16 protein-coding genes, 1 tRNA gene and 1 other RNA gene are annotated in these 17,727 nt (G+C 38.7%); 17 read left to right on the top strand and 1 reads right to left on the bottom strand.

Annotated features, from left to right (window positions below):
* The first annotated feature begins 39 nt into the window (after positions 1-39).
* Positions 40-984 carry a DNA-binding protein WhiA gene (gene whiA, locus NIZ91_19910; protein USY54935.1) on the top strand — a complete coding sequence of 315 codons (945 nt, stop codon included), beginning with the start codon at positions 40-42 and terminating at the stop codon, positions 982-984.
* An 83-nt stretch (positions 985-1,067) separates the two neighbouring features.
* Positions 1,068-1,265, top strand: a complete 198-nt coding sequence (locus NIZ91_19905) for an HPr family phosphocarrier protein (GenBank protein ID USY57245.1) — start codon at positions 1,068-1,070, stop codon at positions 1,263-1,265.
* 34 nt (positions 1,266-1,299) lie between these two features.
* On the opposite strand, the gene clpP is transcribed toward NIZ91_19905, so the two are convergent.
* Positions 1,300-1,887, bottom strand: coding sequence for an ATP-dependent Clp endopeptidase proteolytic subunit ClpP (clpP, locus tag NIZ91_19900; GenBank protein USY54934.1), 588 nt, complete (start codon positions 1,885-1,887; stop codon positions 1,300-1,302).
* Positions 1,888-2,125: 238 nt separating this feature from the next.
* Between clpP and NIZ91_19895 the strand changes: the two genes are divergently transcribed.
* From NIZ91_19895 to ssrA, 15 genes are all read left to right on the top strand, one after another.
* Positions 2,126-2,197: transfer RNA gene (locus tag NIZ91_19895), tRNA-Arg, on the top strand.
* 174 nt (positions 2,198-2,371) lie between these two features.
* Entirely contained in the window at positions 2,372-3,208 is an 837-nt protein-coding gene (locus NIZ91_19890; protein USY54933.1) for a hypothetical protein, read from the top strand.
* Between the two features lie 313 nt (positions 3,209-3,521).
* Complete coding sequence (gene rpoN / locus NIZ91_19885) at positions 3,522-4,829, top strand: RNA polymerase factor sigma-54 (GenBank protein ID USY54932.1); 1,308 nt, start codon at positions 3,522-3,524, stop codon at positions 4,827-4,829.
* Between the two features lie 25 nt (positions 4,830-4,854).
* Positions 4,855-5,103 carry a glutaredoxin family protein gene (locus tag NIZ91_19880; protein ID USY54931.1) on the top strand — a complete coding sequence of 83 codons (249 nt, stop codon included), beginning with the start codon at positions 4,855-4,857 and terminating at the stop codon, positions 5,101-5,103.
* Between the two features lie 133 nt (positions 5,104-5,236).
* On the top strand, positions 5,237-6,265 hold the full coding sequence (locus NIZ91_19875) for a hypothetical protein (GenBank protein USY54930.1): 1,029 nt from the start codon (positions 5,237-5,239) through the stop codon (positions 6,263-6,265).
* Between the two features lie 46 nt (positions 6,266-6,311).
* Entirely contained in the window at positions 6,312-7,319 is a 1,008-nt protein-coding gene (gene gap / locus NIZ91_19870; GenBank protein ID USY54929.1) for a type I glyceraldehyde-3-phosphate dehydrogenase, read from the top strand.
* A 306-nt stretch (positions 7,320-7,625) separates the two neighbouring features.
* A complete protein-coding gene (locus NIZ91_19865) occupies positions 7,626-8,810 on the top strand; it encodes a phosphoglycerate kinase (protein USY54928.1) in 1,185 nt (394 codons plus the stop codon).
* Between the two features lie 186 nt (positions 8,811-8,996).
* Positions 8,997-9,752: a triose-phosphate isomerase gene (gene tpiA / locus NIZ91_19860; protein ID USY54927.1), complete on the top strand. Its 756-nt coding sequence runs from the start codon at positions 8,997-8,999 to the stop codon at positions 9,750-9,752.
* Complete coding sequence (gpmI, locus tag NIZ91_19855) at positions 9,752-11,284, top strand: 2,3-bisphosphoglycerate-independent phosphoglycerate mutase (GenBank protein ID USY54926.1); 1,533 nt, start codon at positions 9,752-9,754, stop codon at positions 11,282-11,284. The genes tpiA and gpmI overlap by 1 nt, the downstream gene beginning before the upstream one ends.
* Positions 11,285-11,309: 25 nt before the next feature.
* Positions 11,310-12,605, top strand: a complete 1,296-nt coding sequence (eno, locus tag NIZ91_19850) for a phosphopyruvate hydratase (GenBank protein ID USY54925.1) — start codon at positions 11,310-11,312, stop codon at positions 12,603-12,605.
* A 178-nt stretch (positions 12,606-12,783) separates the two neighbouring features.
* Positions 12,784-13,017, top strand: a complete 234-nt coding sequence (secG, locus tag NIZ91_19845) for a preprotein translocase subunit SecG (protein USY54924.1) — start codon at positions 12,784-12,786, stop codon at positions 13,015-13,017.
* A 273-nt stretch (positions 13,018-13,290) separates the two neighbouring features.
* Positions 13,291-14,031 (top strand): carboxylesterase, encoded by a 741-nt coding sequence (locus NIZ91_19840; protein ID USY54923.1) that lies wholly within the window; start codon positions 13,291-13,293, stop codon positions 14,029-14,031.
* 85 nt (positions 14,032-14,116) lie between these two features.
* Positions 14,117-16,471, top strand: a complete 2,355-nt coding sequence (gene rnr, locus NIZ91_19835) for a ribonuclease R (GenBank protein ID USY54922.1) — start codon at positions 14,117-14,119, stop codon at positions 16,469-16,471.
* Positions 16,472-16,540: 69 nt separating this feature from the next.
* Positions 16,541-17,008, top strand: a complete 468-nt coding sequence (gene smpB, locus NIZ91_19830) for an SsrA-binding protein SmpB (GenBank protein USY54921.1) — start codon at positions 16,541-16,543, stop codon at positions 17,006-17,008.
* A 138-nt stretch (positions 17,009-17,146) separates the two neighbouring features.
* Positions 17,147-17,508, top strand: a transfer-messenger RNA (tmRNA) gene (gene ssrA, locus NIZ91_19825).
* The last annotated feature ends 219 nt before the right edge of the window (positions 17,509-17,727 follow it).

Genomic DNA, 17,727 nt, shown 5'->3' with positions numbered 1-17,727 from the left:
GATCCAGCTTATTATGACAAAAGAACGGAGGTGAGAACGGTGTCGTTTGCTTCAGAAACAAAAAAAGAACTTACTAATTTAGAAGTGAAAGACTGCTGTGCAAAAGCAGAGCTTTCAGCTTTAATTCGAATGAATGGATCTTTAGCATTTTCCAATCGTAACTTGACAGTGGATGTGCAAACCGAAAATGCAGCCATTGCTAGAAGAATTTATGTCCTTTTAAAAAAATCGTATAACGTAACGGTGGAGCTATTAGTTCGTAAAAAAATGAGACTAAAAAAGAACAATGTTTATATTGTTCGCCTTGTAGAAAAAGCTCGATTTCTATTGGAGGACTTAAAAATTCTAAATGAAGGCTTCACATTTACTCATAATATCTCAGAGGAGCTCGTCAAAAAGAAGTGTTGTAAGCGTTCATATTTAAGAGGAGCATTCTTAGCTGGAGGATCGATTAATAATCCAGAGACATCCTCTTATCATTTAGAAATCTTTTCTCTTTATAAAGAGCATAACGAAGCGCTTTGTGAATTAATGAATACGTTTGGCCTAAACAGTAAAACACTTGAGCGGAAAAAAGGATATATTAATTATTTAAAAGAAGCAGAGAAAATTACAGAATTCTTAAGTATTGTTGGTGCACATAGCGCCTTGTTACGCTTTGAAGACGTTCGTATTGTACGAGATATGCGTAACTCTGTTAATCGACTCGTCAATTGTGAAACAGCGAACTTAAACAAAACCATTGGTGCTGCGATTCGGCAGGTAGAAAATATTCGTTATATTCAAGAGACGGTCGGGCTTGAAGTGCTGCCTGAAAAACTTCGAGAAATTGCGCGCTTACGAGTAGAATATCAAGATGTAACGTTAAAAGAGCTAGGGGAAATGGTATCTGGCGGGCAAATTAGCAAATCTGGAATTAATCATCGTCTACGCAAGATTGATGAAATTGCTGATAAACTGCGTGCTGGACAACCGGTTACGTAAAGCAAGGGACATGGGAGGGAAACGTAGTGGAAAAACAAGTAGAAATCAAATTGAGAACAGGCTTACAAGCAAGAGTGGCAGCCATGTTTGTTCAAGAGGCTAATCGTTTTACATCGGACGTATTTTTAAAGAAAGATGAAAAAGTAGTAAATGCTAAGAGTATTATGGGGTTGATGAGCTTAGCACTAAACCGTGGCACCGTTATTACGTTAATTGCTGAAGGTAGCGATGAAGAGGAAGCAGTTGAAGCTCTTTGTGCTTACGTAGAAAATGATGCATAAAAAAACCGTCCCTACTCGGGGACGGTTTTTCCTATTACTTCGGATCATTTGTTAAAATTTTATCAATTAATCCGTATTCAAGAGCACGTTCAGCAGTCATAAAGTTATCGCGATCTGTATCACGTTGAAGAACTTCTAATGGTTGACCAGTGCGCTCAGCTAAAATGTGATTTAATTTCTCACGTAAGAAAAGAATACGTTTAGCAGCAATTTCAATTTCTGTTGCTTGACCTTGCGCTCCACCTAAAGGTTGGTGAATCATTACTTCACTATTTGGTAATGCAAAACGTTTGCCTTTTTCACCTGCAGCAAGTAAGAAAGCACCCATTGAAGCAGCCATTCCGATACAAATTGTTGATACTTTTGGCTTGATAAATTGCATTGTATCGTAAATCGCCATACCTGCTGTAATTGATCCACCAGGACTGTTAATGTAAAGTGAAATATCTTTTTCTGGGTCTTCTGCTGCTAAGAATAGAAGCTGTGATACAATTGAGTTTGCAACGTTATCATCAATTGCACTTCCAAGCATAATGATACGGTCTTTTAACAGACGTGAATAAATGTCGTATGCACGCTCGCCGCGGTTTGTTTGTTCAATAACTGTAGGAATTAGATTCATATAAAATTCCTCCTTAACAAGAATAATTTGTTATGTACCTTATAATACATGTAAGGTCAATAAAGGTCAAACAAAAGAACTGTTCTTTACACATATTCGCTTTATCTCGTATGTATTCCTCTTCTGTACTCTATAAATTTTTCCCGATTGCTCTAAAAATAAACGTTGTATACTTGAAAAGATTGGTTTTCTTTCCTATAATAAAAGCAGTCATCATAGGAATAATGATTTATTTTATGCCCTCGTAGTGTAGTGGATAGCACAAGAGATTCCGGTTCTCTTAGGGTGGGTTCGAATCCTGTCGAGGGCGTCTTAAAGCGTTGCAAACTTGCAACGCTTTTTTGTTTGTTCTGTAAAAACTGTATATTTTATATGTGGATAGACCTAATAATTCCTAAGTTAATTCGTTTGTCACGGTTGCCAATTTTGGCAGAATACTATAAAACAAGTATATAAGGAAAAGTAAAACTAAGGAGGAAAAATTGTGAAATCCCTTAACAAGTTTTTTATTGTCAGTGCATCTCTTGCGTTGTTGCTTTCCGCATGTGGTTCGAATGAAGAAGCATCAACACAAGAAAAGTCTCAGCAAGTTCAACAAGAAGATGAAGCATCAGTGTCAGAGGAGCAGTCTGACAGTAAAGATTCTCAGGCGAATAAAGAGCCAGAAGAGACTGAAAGTAATGACGTGGAGTCAAAAGGCGAAGTAACACCAGATAAAGAAGAGCCAGTAGTCGAAGAGAAAACAAATGAGAATGTAAAAGAAAAGCCTTCCAACGAAAAGTCTTCAACCGAGTCACCTGAAGATAAGGAACAAACAGAAGTAACGAAAGAAGAGCAAGAAGCAAAGCCAGCAGAAGAACAAAAGGATGCTGTATCAAATGAAAAGCCAAAAGAAGAGCAACCGGTAGAAAATCCTGAAGTTCAAGACAAAGAATTAGTTCAAAGTGATAATCAAGAGTATGCAATTAAAGTACTGGAAGGCTACGAACTAGCTGGAGAAGAGCCTGGTCGTGATACGGTAATGTATAAAGAAGATGGCTCTCAATTTATGCGTATTGAACTTTTATCAGATATCTCCGAAAAACAAGCAGTAGAAGTAGTAAAGCAAACCGCAATGGCAGTTGACCCTAACGCTTCACAAAAAGCAAGCGTTCCAGCTGAAGGAAAGCTTGCGAATGCAGAGTGGTATGAAGCAAAGTCTAATGACATGAATGTACAAGTTATTGTAACGAAAGGAACAAAGCCTGTTAAGATTACAATCTTTTCTAAATCAGCTGAGCAAACGGATAAATTTATTGAAATGGCAAATACGATTCAATAAACCGTTAGAAAAAGGCTGAAGGGTAAGCGTTTCAGCTAATTATACATCCGAACCATCAGCAGTAGTAGCTGTTGATAGTTGGGGTGTTTTTTGTTAGTTCGGAAAGCAAACAAAAAATAACGGAGCGCAATGAAACGAACTTATTCTTACACCCTAACTACTGTAGAAAAGTCAGTATTTGTCTTTAGGGAAGAAACCATTTAGTAATTTTTCAGCCTCTCTTTGTTTCGAGATATTTCTTCTTCTAACTCTTCTTGTAAGCGTTGCTAAGTGACAAAGTTCAAAGTAGAATAAACAGTGGGAGGGAGAAACAATGGAGGTAGGTTTATTTCAACAGCAGTCTTTAAAGCTTTCCATGTCGAAAGAGTTATCGCAGGCAATTTCTCTTTTACAATATTCATCGCTGGATATTGCATCATTTATACAAGAGCAAGCGATGCAAAACCCACTTATTGATTTTGGTGATGCCCCGTTATTTACAAGTAGACCTTCAGTTTATAAGCAAAGTGTTAATGATGATAAAGACTTACTAAACTCAATTGCTTCTAAGCAAGAAACATTAACTGAGCATTTGCTAAGTCAACTTGTTTTTTTGGAATTAACGATGAAGGAACAAGATATCATTTGCTATATGATTGAGAACTTGGATGAGCATGGGTACCTAAAGGAGGACTTAGTGCTTGTAGCACAAGCATGTAGTTGCACCTTGGAAGAAGTGGAAATAGTGCTAAATTCCCTTCAACAGCTAGATCCTATAGGGGTAGGAGCAAGAAATCTTCAGGAATGTTTACTGATACAGCTAGAGCAAAGCGGACAGCTTTCTGATGACTTAGAAATAATTTTGACAGAATATTTTCAAGAGTTTGCGTATAAAAAGTGGAATAAAATTTCAAAAGAGTGCGGCATATCGCTTGAGCAAGTTCAGAAATACCATGATCAAATTAAGCGTTTGAATCCTCGTCCAGGATTACTATATGCCACTCAAGCAGAGCGCTTTATCATTCCCGATTATATTATAAAGAAAGAGGGCGATGAGCTAGTCGCTTACGCCAATGAAGAGCTGGACTTCCGGTTATCGGTTAATGATGCGTATAGACAAAGTTTAACGCTTCAAGATAATCATGCGGTTAAGCCATACTTGCAAGAAAAATACCGAGAGTTTCAATGGATTTTAAAAGGACTTCAGACCCGGAAACAGACGCTAAACGCAATTGTTCATGGACTACTAGAAAAGCAGCAAAGGTTTTTTCAACATGGGCCATCTTTTTTACAACCATTAACGATGAAGGAACTAGCAGACTATATTAACGTTCACGAGTCAACGGTGAGTCGAGCGACAACGCATAAGTATATTCAAACACCTTTTGGAACTTTTTCTATGAAGTCGTTTTTTACAGCGAGCTTAAAACAGGGTAACACTGAAGAAACCTCCGTCGTGACGGTAAAAGAGCTTATTAAACAGTTAGTAGAAAAAGAAGATAAAAAGAAGCCTTTATCTGATCAACAGCTCACGAATCAGTTATTAACACAGTATGATGTGAAAATATCAAGAAGAACGGTAGCTAAATACCGTGAACAGCTAAACATTGCTTCATCTAGTCAAAGAAAGGTTTATGTATAATCCGATTAAAAAGAAGGTGATGTCGATGCAGGTTGTTTTATATACAAGAAAAACATGTCCTTTATGTGAAGAAGCTAAAGAAATGTTAACTGCTTTACAGCATGACCTTGATTTTAGGGTGATTGAAAAGGATATTTACTTAGATGAACGTTTGCTAGAACAATTTCACCTTATGATTCCGGTTATAGAAATTGATGGTGAGGTTGTTATGTATGGCAAAATTCAAAGAGAAAATATAAGAAAGCGTTTACTTTTGAAAAAGGCCATCAGATGAGTTGAATAAAGGATTCACTCCTGTTAGAATAAAAAATGTAACAGGGTGAATTTTTTTTTGCGTAGGTGGGACAAAATATGTCTATGTGGGACTTTGATTGTCCAACGAGCTTGCACCTTAAGGAGATTTAAACATGCGTTCATTAATAGAAGTACAACGAAAATTATTGCCTGAACTTCTATCTGTTATGCAAAAGCGATATCAAATCTTGCAGTACATACGTCTAATGCAACCAATCGGTAGACGCAACTTAGCTGTTAGTTTAGGATTAACAGAGCGTGTGTTACGCAGTGAGGTTACATTCTTGAAAGAGCAAGATTTAATCGATGTGCAGACAACTGGAATGACACTTACCACAGAAGGTGAGCTACTGCTACACGATTTAGAAATCGTAATGAAAGAAGTTTCAGGACTTCGATTATTGGAAACAACATTAAAAGAGACTTTTTCTTTAGCAGAAGTCGTTGTTGTTTCTGGAGATAGCGATTCTTCACTTTTTGTTAAAAACGAAATGGGTAGAGCTGCTGTGTCGTGCATCAAAGAGCGCCTTGTTGATTCCAAAAAGATTGTCGCTGTTACAGGTGGTACAACGCTTGCCGCTGTTGCTAATATGATGACACCCGATATTAAGCACCCTGATGTTCTATTTGTGCCAGCTCGTGGTGGGCTTGGTGAAAATGTTCAAAACCAAGCGAACACTATTTGCGCAAAAATGGCTGAAAAATCGATAGGTCAGTATCGTCTTCTTCATGTGCCAGACCAGCTAAGTGACGAAGCCTACAAGTCAATTGTAGGTGAACCTTCCATTCGGGAGATGATTCAATTAATTAAGTCAGCAAGTATGGTTGTTCATGGAATAGGAGACGCTATGACAATGGCGGAGCGTCGAAGGACATCTTCAGAAGACTTAGAAAAAGTCAAAAAAGGACATGCTGTTGGTGAAGCTTTTGGATACTACTTCAATCAAAAAGGAGAAGTTGTTCATAAAGTGAAAACAGTTGGCATACAACTCGATGATTTAAAGAACAATAAATGTGTCATCGCAGTAGCAGGTGGTTCTTCGAAGGCAAAGGCAATTCGAGCATTTATGCAACAAGCACATCATTCGATTCTCATTACAGATGAAGGTGCTGCAAAAGAGTTAGTAAGGGATTTTAATTAATCCCTGATTATAAAAAATACTTTTTACATTCAAGGAGGAAATACCCATGGTAGTAAAAATTGGTATTAACGGATTTGGTCGTATCGGCCGTAACGTATTCCGCGCAGCTTTAAAAAACGATAACGTTGAGGTAGTAGCAATTAACGACTTAACTGACGCTAACATGCTTGCTCATCTTTTAAAATATGATTCTGTACACGGTAAATTAGATGCAGAAGTAGTAGTAGATGGCAACAATTTAGTAGTAAATGGTAAAACAATCGAAATCTCTGCTGAGCGTGACCCAGCTCAATTATCTTGGGGTAAACAAGGCGTAGATATCGTTGTTGAATCTACTGGATTCTTCACTAAACGCGCTGACGCTGCTAAGCACTTAGAAGCAGGAGCTAAAAAAGTAATCATCTCTGCTCCAGCAAGCGATGAAGACATCACAATCGTAATGGGTGTTAACGAAGACAAATACGATGCAGCTAACCATAACGTAATTTCAAACGCTTCTTGTACAACTAACTGCTTAGCGCCATTCGCTAAAGTATTAAACGACAAGTTCGGTCTTAAACGTGGAATGATGACAACAGTTCACTCTTACACAAATGACCAACAAATCTTAGACTTACCACATAAAGATTACCGTCGTGCTCGTGCAGCAGCTGAGAACATCATCCCAACTTCAACTGGTGCTGCTAAAGCTGTATCTCTAGTGTTACCTGAATTAAAAGGTAAATTAAACGGTGGAGCTATGCGTGTTCCAACTCCAAACGTTTCTCTAGTAGACCTAGTTGCTGAACTTGACAAAGAAGTAACTGTTGAAGATGTAAACAACGCTCTTAAAGAAGCTGCTGAAGGCGATCTTAAAGGTATCCTTGGTTACAGCGAAGAGCCACTAGTATCTGGTGACTACAACGGTAACATCAACTCTTCTACAATCGACGCATTATCTACAATGGTAATGGAAGGTAACATGGTAAAAGTTATCTCTTGGTACGATAACGAGAGCGGATACTCTAACCGTGTAGTAGACTTAGCTCAATACATCGCTGCTAAAGGACTATAAGAAAAGCGAAAGCGACTCTTTAGTCATAGTTGGATAGATATCCCATAAGGTACTATTTTGTTTTTTATTGGATATCTTAAATGAGAAATACTATAATAAGACTTGCTAAGGAAGAGAGGGGAACCCCCCCTCTTCCTTGATTTATGTATCGGCTTCTAAAGCATAAACATCATCTTATTGCTAGTTGCGGAATTTTTCATATTGTAAGGCGCCAATGTATGAAAAATTACTGCAGCCAGCTATATTATGATTTACATAGAAGCCTACTTGCTTAGTACCCATAATACTTAAGGAGGCCTTTTGACGATGAACAAAAAAACGTTGAAAGACATCGATGTAAAAGGAAAGCGAGTATTTTGTCGCGTAGACTTTAACGTACCAATGAAAGACGGAAAAGTAACAGATGAAACTCGTATTCGTGCAGCTCTTCCTACTATTCAACACCTAGTAGAACAAGGTGCAAAAGTAATTTTAGCTAGCCATCTTGGACGTCCAAAAGGCGAAGTAGTTGAAGAATTACGTTTAACTGCTGTTGCAGAGCGTTTACAGGCTCTTTTAGGTAAAGACGTAGCAAAAGCTGACGAAGCTTTTGGCGAAAATGTACAAAAAACAATCGACGGCATGAACGAAGGCGATGTTTTAGTACTTGAAAACGTACGTTTCTACCCAGGTGAAGAGAAAAATGATGCTGAGTTAGCAAAAGCATTTGCTGAATTAGCAGACGTTTACGTAAATGATGCATTCGGTGCTGCTCACCGTGCACATGCTTCAACTGAAGGAATTGCTCACCATATCCCAGCAGTAGCAGGTTTCTTAATGGAAAAAGAACTTGATGTGCTTTCTAAAGCATTATCAAATCCAGAACGTCCATTCACTGCAATTGTTGGTGGAGCAAAAGTTAAAGACAAAATCGATGTAATTGATAATCTGCTTGATAAAGTAGATAACCTAATTATCGGTGGAGGACTTTCTTACACATTTATTAAGGCACTAGGCCATGAAGTAGGTAAATCTCTTCTTGAAGAAGATAAGATTGATCTTGCAAAATCGTTCATGGATAAAGCAAAGAAAAATGGTGTTAACTTCTACATGCCAGTAGACGTGGTAGTAGCAGATGACTTCTCAAATGATGCAAACACTCAAGTGGTATCAATTGAGAACATTCCAAGCGATTGGGAAGGTTTAGATGCGGGACCAAAAACGCGTGAAATCTATGCTGACGTAATCAAAAATTCTAAGCTAGTTATCTGGAATGGACCAATGGGTGTATTTGAACTAGATGCATTCGCTAATGGTACAAAAGCAGTAGCGGAAGCTTTAGCTGAAGCAACTGACACATATTCAGTAATCGGTGGAGGAGACTCTGCTGCAGCTGTTGAGAAATTTGGTTTAGCTGATAAAATGAGCCATATTTCTACAGGTGGCGGTGCGTCACTAGAGTTTATGGAAGGTAAAGAACTTCCAGGCGTAGTTGCTCTAAACGATAAGTAAGTTGAACGTAACAGTTGGATGGAGGACCGACCTGAAAACTGATGCTAAAAACGAACATCAAAAGAGTAACGAGTAGGAAATAAAAGAGATAAAAAGAGTGTGGACCGACCTCTTTTTAACAGCACCCTCTTTTTGATCCAACGTGAGTGAAGGGAAACCAACAATAAACAAAGGACGGTGTTACACATGCGTAAACCAATCATTGCAGGAAACTGGAAAATGAACAAAGTGCTTTCAGAAGCAACAAGCTTTGTAGAAGAAGTAAAAGGAGCAGTACCATCTCCTGAGAGCGTAGAATCAGTAGTATGTGCTCCAGCATTATTTTTAGATCGCTTAGTAGAAGCAACTAAAGGTACAGACTTAAAAATTGGTGCACAAAACATGCACTTTGAAGAAAGCGGAGCATTCACTGGAGAAGTAAGCCCAGTTGCACTAGCTGACTTAGGCGTGAACTATGTAATCTTAGGTCACTCTGAGCGTCGCGAAATGTTCGCTGAAACTGACGAAACAGTAAATCAAAAAACGATCGCTTCATTCAAACATGGTTTAACACCAATCGTTTGTTGCGGTGAAACAAATGAAGAGTATGAGCAAGATCAAACAAAAACAGTTGTAGCTAACCAAGTACAAAAAGCGTTAGCTGGTTTAACTGACGAGCAAGCGAAACAAGTTGTTATTGCTTATGAGCCAATCTGGGCAATCGGTACAGGGAAATCTTCAACTGCAGAAGGTGCAAACGAAGTTTGTGCTTATATCCGCAGCGTAGTAGCAGAGCAATTCTCTCAAGACGTAGCAGATGCAGTTCGTATTCAATACGGCGGAAGCGTAAAGCCTGCTAATATTAAAGAATACATGTCTCAATCAGACATCGACGGTGCTTTAGTAGGTGGAGCAAGCTTAGAAGCTTCTTCATTCTTACAGCTTTTGGAGGCTGGTAAGTAATGAGCAAGAAACCAACAGCATTAATCATCTTAGATGGTTTTGCATTACGTGATGAAGAAAAAGGTAATGCAGTTAAACATGCAAAAAAACCAAACTTCGATCGTTACTGGAACGAGTTTCCACATGCGACGCTTCAAGCATCAGGTGAAGCTGTAGGTCTACCAGAAGGCCAAATGGGTAACTCGGAAGTAGGACACTTAAATATCGGTGCAGGTCGTATTGTTTATCAAAGCTTAACACGCGTGAATGTAGCAATTCGCGAAGGTGAGTTTGAGAAAAACGAAACGCTTGTAGCTGCGGTGAAGCACGCAAAAGAAAAAGGTACAAGCCTTCATCTTTTCGGACTTTTATCGGACGGTGGTGTTCACAGTCACATCGAGCATCTATATGCTCTTCTTCGCTTAGCGAAAAAAGAAGGTCTAGAGAAAGTGTATATCCACGGTTTCTTAGATGGTCGTGACGTAGCACCTCAATCTGCCGAGCAGTATTTAAAAGAATTAAATGAAAAAATTGAAGAGTACGGCGTTGGGGAAATTGCAACACTTTCAGGACGTTACTACTCAATGGACCGTGACAAACGCTGGGAGCGCGTTGAAAAAGCTTATCGCGCAATGGTTTACGGTGAAGGTCCATCTTATACAAGCCCAGAAGAGTGCGTAAAAGACTCTTACGAAAACGGCGTATACGACGAATTCGTCTTACCTTCTGTTATTACAAAAGAAGACGGTTCACCTGTTGCGACAATCAAAGACGAAGATGCAGTTATTTTCTATAACTTCCGTCCTGATCGTGCAATTCAAATTTCAAATACGTTTGCAAACGAAGACTTCCGCTCGTTTGATCGCGGTGAAAAACATCCGAAAAACTTACATTTCGTATGCTTAACTCACTTTAGTGAAACAGTTAACGGATATGTAGCTTTCAAGCCTGTTAACTTGGATAATACGCTTGGTGAAGTATTATCTCAAAACAACTTAAAGCAGCTTCGTATTGCAGAAACAGAAAAATACCCACACGTAACGTTCTTTATGAGCGGTGGACGTGAAGCAGAGTTTCCTGGTGAAAAGCGAATCTTAATCGATTCACCAAAAGTAGCAACATACGATTTAAAACCTGAGATGAGTGCTTATGAGGTGACGGACGCGTTGCTTGCAGAAATCGAAGGGGACAAGCAAGATGCTATTATTTTAAACTTTGCAAACCCAGATATGGTTGGACACTCTGGTATGTTAGAGCCAACAGTTAAAGCAATTGAGACAGTCGATGAATGCCTAGGTAAAATTGTGGATGCGATTTTAGCTAAAGGTGGTACAGCAATCATCACAGCAGACCATGGTAACTCTGATGAAGTTGTAACGCTTGAAGGTAACCCAATGACGGCTCATACAACAAATCCAGTTCCAGTTATCGTAACAAAGCAAGGCGTAGAGCTTCGTGAAGATGGTATTCTAGGTGACTTAGCTCCTACAATGCTTAACCTTTTAGATGTAGCTCAGCCAAAAGAAATGACAGGTAAAACATTAATTAAATAATTGATTTTTAAAGGAGAGTTTTAAAATGCCAACAATTCTTGACATTTATGCACGCGAAGTATTAGATTCTCGCGGTAACCCAACAGTTGAAGTTGAAGTATACACTGAGTCAGGCGCTTTCGGACGCGCAATCGTACCAAGTGGTGCTTCTACTGGTGAACACGAAGCAGTAGAACTACGTGATGGTGACAAATCTCGTTACCTAGGTAAAGGTGTATTAAAAGCAGTTGAAAACGTAAACGAAATCATCGCTCCTGAATTAGTAGGTATGGACGCAACTGACCAAATCGGTATCGACCGCCTTATGATCGAGCTAGATGGTACTGAAAATAAAGGTAAACTAGGTGCTAACGCTATCCTTGGTGTATCTATGGCAGTAGCTCATGCAGCAGCTGACTTCGTAGGTCTTCCATTATACCGTTACCTTGGTGGATTCAACGCTAAGCAATTACCAACTCCAATGATGAACATCATCAACGGCGGTTCTCATGCTGATAACAACGTTGACTTCCAAGAATTCATGATCTTACCTGTAGGAGCTCCTACATTTAAAGAAGCAATCCGTATGGGTGCTGAAGTATTCCACGCGTTAAAAGCTGTATTATCTGCAAAAGGCTTAAACACAGCTGTAGGTGACGAAGGTGGATTCGCTCCAAACCTTGGTTCTAACCGTGAAGCATTAGAAGTAATCGTTGAAGCAATCGAAAAAGCTGGCTACAAAGCTGGTCAAGACATCCAATTAGGTATGGACGTTGCTTCTTCTGAATTCTTCAACAAAGAAACTGGTAAATACGATTTAGCTGGAGAAGGCCGCAACGGTTTAACTTCTGCTGAAATGGTAGACTTCTACGAAGAATTAGTTAACGAATTCCCAATCGTTTCAATCGAAGACGGTTTAGACGAAAATGACTGGGATGGTCACAAACTTTTAACTGATCGTATCGGTGGTAAAGTACAACTTGTTGGTGACGATTTATTCGTAACAAATACGAAGAAGCTTGCTCAAGGTATCGAACAAGGTGTAGGTAACTCTATCCTTATCAAAGTTAACCAAATCGGTACATTAACTGAAACATTTGAAGCAATTGAAATGGCTAAACGCGCTGGTTACACAGCTGTAGTTTCTCACCGTTCTGGTGAAACTGAAGATGCAACAATCGCTGATATCGCTGTTGCAACAAACGCTGGCCAAATCAAAACTGGTTCTATGTCTCGTACAGACCGTATTGCGAAATACAACCAATTACTACGTATTGAAGACGAGTTAGGTGCTCTAGCTGTATACGATGGTGCTAAATCTTTCTATAACTTAAAGAAATAAGTTATATGATTGATAAAAAAGATGGATGAAAGCTTTCATCCATCTTTTTTTATTGTACTGACTTGTACCAATAGTCATTTTATGATAAATTTACTTTAAAGTAGTCTGATTTTTAGCATATAAAAATATTTTGTATAGATAGCAACAATTTATTTTCCTTATCTACAGGAGGTAGCATATGCATCCATTTCTTATCACGCTGCTAGTTATTGTTTCAATTGCGCTAATCGTGGTTGTTGTTCTTCAAACAAGCAAATCCACTGGCTTATCTGGAGCAATTTCAGGTGGTGCTGAAACATTATTCGGTAAGCAAAAAGCGCGTGGACTTGATTTAGTACTGCACCGTTTAACGGTTGTATTATCCGTGCTGTTTTTCTTATTAACGCTTGCGGTATCATATTTTCAACTGTAAGTTCGTTTGTAAATACCACCTGATGTATACGAATTTGGTATGTGCCAAGTTGTATACATCAGGTGGTATTTTTCATAAGTGTTCAATTCTTTAACTTTAAATTCATGTAATGATATAATGGATGTTTAATGAAAAAGATTCCATTTTGCTTGAGCAAATGGCATTACATAGACAAGCACAATGATTAGGTCACGTTGTGTGAGACATATCACATAAAAAAATGACTGATTCCTTCCTAGTTGTAGACATTATAGAAAAAAGGAGTTAATTGAAATGAAAATTGCACAACCAAAACCATTTACTTTTGAAGGTGGAGAGAAAGCCGTATTGTTACTGCACGGCTTTACAGGTAATTCAGCAGATGTTCGTATGCTTGGACGTTTCTTGGAAAAGAAAGGATATACGTGCCATGCACCTCATTATAAAGGACATGGAGTAGCACCTGAAGAATTAGTACATACAGGCCCTGAAGATTGGTGGAAAGACGTAATGGATGGCTACCAGTTCTTAAAAGATCGTGGTCATGAAAGCATTGCAGCGGTTGGGTTATCACTTGGTGGCGTATTTTCGCTTAAATTAGGTTACACTGTACCTATAAAGGGTATTGTTCCAATGTGTGCGCCTATGTATATCAAAAGTGAAGAAATTATGTATGAAGGTGTTTTAGAGTACGCTCGCGAATATAAAAAGCGTGAAGGGAAATCTGAAGATCAAATCCAGCAAGAGATGGAAGAATTCAAGAAAACACCAATGAATACGTTAAACGCACTACAAGGACTAATTTCCGAAGTTAGGGACTCTGTTGATATGATTTATGCACCAACATTTGTTGTACAAGCGCGTAATGATCATATGATTAATACAGATAGTGCAAATATTATTTATAATAATGTTGAGTCACCTGTGAAAAATATTAAATGGTATGAAGAATCAGGTCATGCTATTACGTTAGATAAGGAAAGAGATCAGCTGCATGAAGATGTTTATCAATTCTTAGAAGCATTAGATTGGTAAAAGGCTAATTAAAAAATGAAGATGCATAAATGCTATTTTCAATAAATGGTGTTATTGATAAGCACAACGAAAAGGAGGGAAAGACATGGAACAAGAAATCCAACAGTACATTGACCGTTTGTTGACGTTCATGAAAGAAGAAACGTATAAACCTTTAACGGTCCAAGAATTAGAGAAAGAATTTGGGATTGAAGATTCGGCTGAGTTTAAAGATTTTGTAAAAGCTCTTGTGATTATGGAAGAACAAGGTCTTATAATTCGAGCAAGAAACAATCGATATGGTGTACCCGAAAGAATGAATTTCGTTAAAGGAAAAGTAACGGGGCATGCCAAAGGGTTTGCGTTTGTTGTTCCAGAAGAGCAAGGAGCAGATGATATTTTCATTCCACCCACGGAGACAAATAATGCAATGCATGGAGACATTGTATTGGCTCGTGTGCTGTCAGAGTCCTCTGGTAATCGCCGTGAAGGAACCATTGTTAAAATTATTGAACGTGGTACACAACAGATTGTTGGAACGTACACAGAAAGTAAAAACTTTGGGTTTGTTATTGCAGATGATAAAAAGGTTGCCGGAGATATCTTTATTCCTAAGGGTGCACGCAACGGAGCGGCAGAAGGACACAAAGTTGTGGTAGAGCTAACAAGCTATCCTGAGGGCCGCATGAATGCTGAAGGGAAAATTGTACAGATTTTAGGTCATAAAAATGATCCTGGTGTCGACATTATCTCAGTTATTCATAAATATGGTCTTCCACAAGAATTTCCTGGAGATGCTTTAGAACAAGCAATTAGTACACCTGAAACGATTTCAGAAGACGAAATAAAAGGTCGTCGAGATCTACGAGATCAAGTGATTGTTACCATTGATGGCGCAGATGCTAAAGACTTAGATGACGCCGTAACGGTGACAGAGCTTGAAAACGGCAACTATAAGTTAGGTGTTCATATTGCAGACGTTAGTCACTATGTAACAGAAGGTTCACCCATTGATGTAGAAGCAGCTGAACGTGGAACAAGTATCTACTTAGTGGACCGCGTAATTCCAATGATTCCACACCGATTATCAAACGGAATTTGTTCCTTGAATCCAAAAGTAAATCGGTTAACACTTTCCTGTGAAATGGAAATCACGCCAGCCGGAGAAGTTGTTAATCATGAAATTTTTGAAAGTGTAATCAAAACAACTGAGCGAATGACGTACTCCGATGTTAATAAAATTTTAACAGACAAAGATGAAGCTGTTCGTGCTCGCTATGAAGAACTGATTCCAATGTTTGAACGAATGGAAAAATTGGCAGAAATTCTTCGTAAAAAGCGTATGGACCGAGGGGCCATCGACTTTGACTTTAAAGAGGCAAAAGTATTAGTTGATGATGATGGTCACCCAACTGATGTGGTATTGCGTGAGCGCTCTGTATCAGAAAGATTGATTGAAGAGTTTATGTTAGCAGCAAATGAAACAGTGGCTGAGCATTTTCACTGGATGAACGTTCCATTTATGTATCGTATTCATGAAGATCCAAAAGAAGAAAAGCTTAATCGATTTTTAGAATTTGTTACGAATTTTGGATATGCTGTAAAAGGAACTGGAAATGACATTCATCCTCGTGCGCTACAGGACATTTTAGAAGCCGTGGCGGGAACACCAGAAGAGATGGTCGTCTCTAAAGTAATGTTACGCTCGATGCAGCAAGCCAAATATCAAGCTGATAATCTTGGTCACTTTGGACTATCAGCCGAGTTCTACACGCATTTTACGTCTCCAATTCGTCGTTATCCAGATTTAATTGTTCATCGCTTAATTCGTACGTATTTAATCAACAATCAAGTCGATGAAGCAACGCAAGAAAAATGGAGCGAAAAGCTTCCTGAAATTGCGGATCATTCTTCAAGTATGGAAAGAAGATCAGTTGACGCAGAGCGTGAAACAGATGATATGAAAAAAGCCGAGTTTATGGCAGATAAAATTGGTGAAACGTTTGACGGAATTATCAGCTCAGTAACAAACTTTGGAATGTTCGTTGAGCTATCAAATACAATTGAAGGTCTTGTGCATGTTAGCGATTTAACGGATGACTATTACCGCTACGATGAACGCCATTATGCAATGATTGGTGAGAGAACAGGAAAAGTGTTCCGTATCGGGGACGAGATCGAAATTAAAGTTGCTGATGTAAATAAAGACGAGCGTGCGATTGACTTTGTTATTGTCGGCATGAAGACTAGTCAAAAGCGTTTGTCCAAAGACCGTCCAAAAGTGATTAACATGAAACAAAAATCACGTAAGGACGATAAAGGAAACCGTAGAGGTCGTCGTAAAGATAAAGCGGACGATTCAAAGGGCGAATGGACAACACAAAAGCCGAAAAAGAAGAAAAAGAAAAGATTCTTTGAAGGCGCACCAAATCTTAAAAAGAAAAAGAAGAAGCGTAAATAAGTGAATGGAAGCAGCCTTAACGGCTGCTTCTAAACACGCGCAGAGTGATTAAAGGGGGAAGAAGTTAGGATGCCAAAAGGTGAAGGGAAAGTAGTTGCTCAAAATAAAAAAGCAAGGCATGACTATTTTATTGAAGAAACGTACGAAACAGGGATTGTCCTACAAGGAACGGAAATAAAATCGATTCGTAACGGACGCGTAAACTTAAAAGATTCATTTGCACGCGTTCAAAATGGTGAAGTATTCTTACATAATATGCACGTTAGTCCATATGAACAAGGAAACCGTTACAATCACGAGCCGTTGCGTACGCGTAAGCTTTTACTTCATAAGCGTGAAATCAATAAATTAATTGGCTATACTAAAGAAACAGGGTATTCACTCGTACCTTTAAAAATTTATTTGAAAAATGGCTTTGCTAAAGTTTTGCTAGGTCTTGGTAAGGGTAAAAAGAAATATGACAAGCGTGAAGATTTAAAGCGCAAAGAAGCAAAGCGCGATATAGAGCGAGCTTTCCGCGATCGTCAAAAAGAATAGTTACATTATTTTACAATTGCAAAATACTTGTTTTGTGCTATAATAAAAATAGTTATTCGTTAGATGACTTTTTGCAAACACAAGTCGCTATCTGCTGTAAGTGAAAAATCTTACGCATTCCGACTCCCTTTTCATAATGGGGACGTTACGGATTCGACAGGGATAGTTCGAGCTTAGGTTGCGAGTCGAGGAGATGGCCTCGTTAAAACATCAACGCCAATAATAACTGGCAAATCTAACAATAACTTCGCTTTAGCTGCCTAATAACAGCTTAGCGGTTCCTCCCTCCATCGCCCATGTGGTAGGGTAAGGGACTCACTTGAAGTGGGCTACGCCGGAGTTCGCCGTCTGAGGACGAAGGAAGAGATTAATCAGACTAGCTCTTTGGGCGCCTGTCAGCAGGCAGATAAATGAGCGAAATGCGAATATGCTGACTACACTCGTAGACGCTTAAGTGGCGATATTTCTGGACGTGGGTTCGACTCCCACCGTCTCCACCAAATACATAATTTTGGTGGCTAACCTTACTTATAACAAGAACCATAAAGCTGCACTTGCTGCAACTTTATGGTTCTTTTTTATTTTAGATTTAGTTAACTGGCTTCGTGTTACAAATTAAATTTTTTTATCATTACGCTATTAGAAACGCATTTAATTTTTATTTAACAATGCAATATCTATATTAAGCGCAACATCATACAAGAAAAATATAAAAGTAA

Source organism: Bacillus sp. 1780r2a1 (assembly GCA_024134725.1).
In the GTDB taxonomy this organism is placed as follows: Bacteria; Bacillota; Bacilli; order Bacillales; family Bacillaceae_H; genus Priestia; species Priestia aryabhattai_A.
This window is presented reverse-complemented; position numbering and strand designations above follow the sequence as displayed.